Annotated in this window: 5 protein-coding genes; 3 read left to right on the forward strand and 2 right to left on the reverse strand. The window is 69.2% G+C overall.

Annotated elements, in window-relative coordinates; all coding sequences use genetic code 11:
- Positions 1–145 precede the first annotated feature (145 nt).
- Together EQG76_RS06310 and EQG76_RS06315 are read right to left on the reverse strand one after the other, a co-directional pair.
- Positions 146–1,369, reverse strand: a complete 1,224-nt coding sequence (locus EQG76_RS06310) for a UxaA family hydrolase (RefSeq protein WP_159711623.1) — start codon at positions 1,367–1,369, stop codon at positions 146–148.
- Positions 1,369–1,683: a UxaA family hydrolase gene (locus EQG76_RS06315; protein WP_159711625.1), complete on the reverse strand. Its 315-nt coding sequence runs from the start codon at positions 1,681–1,683 to the stop codon at positions 1,369–1,371. Before EQG76_RS06315 ends, EQG76_RS06310 begins: the two co-directional genes overlap by 1 nt.
- A 168-nt stretch (positions 1,684–1,851) precedes the next feature.
- On the opposite strand from EQG76_RS06315, the gene EQG76_RS06320 reads away from it, so the two are divergent.
- The 3 genes from EQG76_RS06320 to EQG76_RS06330 form a co-directional block, all read left to right on the forward strand.
- On the forward strand, positions 1,852–2,523 hold the full coding sequence (locus EQG76_RS06320) for a GntR family transcriptional regulator (RefSeq protein WP_159711627.1): 672 nt from the start codon (positions 1,852–1,854) through the stop codon (positions 2,521–2,523).
- A gap of 48 nt (positions 2,524–2,571) precedes the next feature.
- Positions 2,572–3,591: a zinc-binding alcohol dehydrogenase family protein gene (locus EQG76_RS06325; protein WP_159711629.1), complete on the forward strand. Its 1,020-nt coding sequence runs from the start codon at positions 2,572–2,574 to the stop codon at positions 3,589–3,591.
- A partial coding sequence (locus tag EQG76_RS06330; RefSeq protein WP_159711631.1) for an SDR family NAD(P)-dependent oxidoreductase occupies positions 3,588–4,197 on the forward strand: 610 nt, incomplete at its 3' end. The genes EQG76_RS06325 and EQG76_RS06330, both read left to right, overlap by 4 nt.

Here is a 4,197-nt window from a genome sequence, read left to right on the forward strand (position 1 = left end):
CATCGTCCCCTTCCATGACGACGGGGGCCGGATCGCCGGCATGGTCGCGGTCATGCGCGACGTCACCGCCCGGTTCGAGGAGACCAGGCGGCTGAAGCAGCAGCTGGCCGAGGCCAGGGAAGCCGGCGGCTGACGCCTGGCCGGCTCAGGCCGCCGAAGGCAGGCAGGCCGGGCCCAGCGGCTCGAAACTCTTGTAGCCCAGGATGAACTCCTGGTGGCCTAGATCCTCCGAGCGGGTCTTCTGGCCGCCTGCCGCCGCCAGGATCAGGTCGAAGATCTCCTGCCCGACCTCATCCAGCGTGGCTTCCCCGTTCAGGATCCGGCCGGCATCGACGTCCATGTCGTCGGTCATGCGCTTGTAGGTCTCGGGATTGGCGCAGATCTTGACGACCGGCGAGATCGCCGAACCCACCACCGAGCCGCGCCCGGTCACGAACAGCACGAGATGGCTGCCGCAGGCGATCAGCTCGGCGATCTCGGCATTGTCGTTGATGTTGGGAAAGCCGAACCGGACCTCGCCGTCCGGCACCACGTCCAGGAGATAGAGCCCGCCTCTGGGCGGCAGGTCGCCAGGCTTGATCAGGCCGAAGATCGGCGAGCGGCCGGACTTGGCATAGGCCCCCATCGACTTCTCCTCGATGGTGGAGAGCCCGCCATCGGCATTGCCCGGGGCGAACGAGCCGTAGCCGAGCGTCGCATAATAGCGGGCAGCCTTGGCCACGCTCGCCTCCAGCTCCCGGCCGAGCTCCGGGGTGATCGCACGCGCCGCCATGATGTGCTCGCAGCCGATCAGCTCGCCGGTTTCCTCGAAGATGCAGGTGGCACCCGCCTCGACCAGCCGGTCGAAGGCGCGGCCCGCCGCCGGGTTGCCGGTGATGCCGCTGGTCCCGTCCGAGCCGCCGCAGACCGTGCCGACCACCAGTTCGTCGACGGACATCGGCACGGTCGGCGCCGCGGCCAGGAGGTCGGCCTGCTCCGCCACCCAGGCGCGGCCCTCCGCGATGGAGGCGCGTGTCCCGCCGGTGGCCTGGATGGTGAGCGTGCGGACCGGCCGGCCGGAATTGCGGACCATCTGTTCCAGCCGGTACTTGTTGAAGCTCTCGCAGCCCAGCGACACCAGCAGCACTGCGCCCACGTTCGGGTGGGTGCACAGGGCCTCCATCATCCGCTGGGCGTAGGCGTTGGGAAAGCAGCCGGGAAAGCCGATCACGTGAACGCCCTGCTCGCGCAGGGGCCAGGCGATCTCCCGGCACACATGGTGGGCGCACTCGACCAGGTAGGCGACCGCCACCGTGTTGCGGATGCCCTTGCGCCCATCCTGGCGCAGCCAGCCACGCATGGCAGGAGCGGGCGCGCGCGTCTCGGTCATCAGGCGTCTCCGGAGCGGGGCTTGGCGTCGTCCAGCGTATGGGTCGCGGTATAGTTGCTGGCGATGTTGTGGACATGGACATGGGCGCCCAGGGCGATCGGGCGGGTCACGCGGCCGATCGCGACGCCGTACTTGCGCACCGGCATGCCCGGCTCCAGCCGGTGGCGCGCCACCTTGTGGCCGAGTGCGATGTCGGCATCGGCCGGCACTTCCTGCCCTTCCACCACGATCGGCTCGCCGCGGCGGATCCGGCCGATCGCGACCAGGATGTCGTCCTGCGGATCGAGCAGCAGCAGCCGTGGATCGCTGGTCATGACGCCTCCTGACCGGCTTCCTCCGCCAGGGACGCGGACGCAGAAGCCTGATTGGCAGCAGGTGCCGCCACCTGCCCGGGATCGTCAACGCACAAAATAGAAAATTTTATATTTGACCAGTTTGCCGCCTGTGTGCTGGTTGCCGGCCGCTTGAGCAGGGGCAGGAACGTGGAACGACTGACGCTGGCGCGGCAGGCCTATGCAGAGATCCAGCGCAAGATCCTGTCGGGTGAGCTCGCCGCAGGCCAGCGGCTCCTGCCTGATGCCCTGGCCAGTGCGCTCGCGATCAGCCAGACCCCGGTTAAGGAGGCGCTGGCCCTGCTGGAGCGCGACGGGCTGGTCATCGGCGTCGACCGGCGCGCCTCGCTGGTGCGCCGCTTCACGCCGACCGACATCCTGGAGATCTACGAGGCCCGCATCCTGCTGGAGCTGAACGCGCTCGCCACTGGGTTTCATGCCGGCCGGCTCGATGCCGCCTTCATCGCTGCCGTCGAACGGAACCTGGCGGCGCAGGCGAGCCATTTCGGCCTGGGCACCAAGGAAAGCCTGGCCGAGATCATCGCGCTGGACCGCGGCCTGCACGCGATGATCCTGGAGGCCGGCGGGAACACGGTGCTGGCCGGCTGGCACCACGGCATCCAGCTCCAGCTCCAGACCGCCCAAACCTATTCCACCGCCAACTACGACCTGGAGCGCTCGCGCGAGGAGCACCAGCGGATCCTGGCCTCGTTGCGCACCGGCAAGCTGGAGCCCATGCAGGCTGCCCTGCGCGACCATCTCCAGGCCAGCCGGGACGACCTGATCCGCCGGCATCCGGACGACCTGCCGCTGCGGCGCTAGCTGGCAGCCGCAGGCAGCGCCCCCCTTCCCTCCAGCCATGGCAGCCCGATGAAAGCCCTCCTGATCGAATCGCTTCGCCGGACCCGGCTCGCGGATGTCCCGGAGACTCAGCCGGGCCCGGGCGAGGTGCTGATCGGGGTGCGCCATGTCGGCCTGTGCGGCAGCGACCTCAACACGTTCTGCGGCCTCAACCCCCTGGTCGAGCTGCCGCGGATCCCCGGCCACGAGATCGGCGGGGTGATCCTCCAGTGCGGCCTGGGCGTACCCGACCATCTCCGACCCGGTGCCGCGGTGACCGTGCTGCCCTACACGAGCTGCGGCCGCTGCTCGTCCTGCCGCAAGGGCCGCACCAATGCCTGCCGCTACAACCGCACGCTCGGGGTGCAGCAGGATGGTGGGCTGAAGGAACGGCTGGTCGTCCCGCATGAGAAGGTGATCCCGGTTGACGGCATGGCCGAGCGCCATCTGGCGCTGATCGAGCCGCTTTCCGTGGGCTTCCACGCCGTGGAGCGCGGCCGGGTGGCGCCGGGCGACCGGGTGCTGGTGCTGGGTGCGGGCATGATCGGGGTCGGCGCGGTACTGGGCGCCTTGCGCAAGGGGGCCGAGGTCACCGTGCTCGACATCGCCGCCGACAAGCTGGGCCTCGTGCAGGAGCTGGGTGCCGCGCACGTGATCGACCCGGGCCAAGAGGACGCCCAGGCCAGGGCGGACGAACTCACCGGGGGCGATGGCTATGACGTGGTGGTCGAGGCGGTGGGCGTGCCGGCGACCTTCGTCCAGGCGGTGGACTTCGCCGGCTTTGCCGGGCGGGTCGTCTATATCGGCTACTGCAAGACCGAGGTCAGCTATCGCACCCAGATCTTCAACTTGAAGGAATTGGACATCATGGGCTCGCGCAACGCGACGCTGGCGGACTTCCAGGCGGTGATCGACTGCCTCCAGGCGATGGGAGCGCGGGCCGACCGGCTGATCACCACGACCTTCTCGCTGGCCGAGGCGGACCGGGCGCTGCCCTACTGGGACGAGCACCGCTCCACCACGCTGAAGATCATGGTGGAACTGCCATGACGACCGCCTCCGCCCCTAGCTTTCCCGCCGCCTTCAGCCTGGTAGGGCGCACCGCGCTGGTGACGGGCGGCGGCTCCGGGATCGGGCTCGCCATCGCGCGCTGCCTGGCCGAGGCCGGGGCGCGGGTGATCATCGCCGGGCGGCGCGCCGAGGTGCTGGAAGAAGCGCAGGCGGGGATGGAGGGCGAAGTCCATGCCAGGACGGTCGACCTCAGCCGGCCCGAAACGCTGGGAGGCTTCGTCGAGGAGCTGAGCGCGGAGTTCGGCACGATCGACATCCTGGTCAACAATGCCGGCAACACCGTCAAGAAGCCGTTCGAGGAGTCCACGCTCGCGGATTTTGATGCGGTGTTCGACGTCCATGTCCGCGGTGCGGTGGAACTCACCCGCCATGTGCTGAAGGGCCAGGTGGCACAAGGCGAGGGCGTCGTCCTGTTCATCGCGTCGATGACCTCGTTCATCGGCCAGCCCCTGGTGCTGGGCTACACCGCCGCCAAGACCGCCATCACCGGCATCGTCCGGGGCCTGTCCGCCGAGTTCGCCGGCCGGGGCGTGCGGATCAACGCGATCGCACCCGGCTGGATCGACACGCCCCTCTACCAAAAGG

The organism is Geminicoccus flavidas (genome assembly GCF_009806515.1).
Taxonomy (GTDB): Bacteria; Pseudomonadota; Alphaproteobacteria; order Geminicoccales; family Geminicoccaceae; genus Geminicoccus; species Geminicoccus flavidus.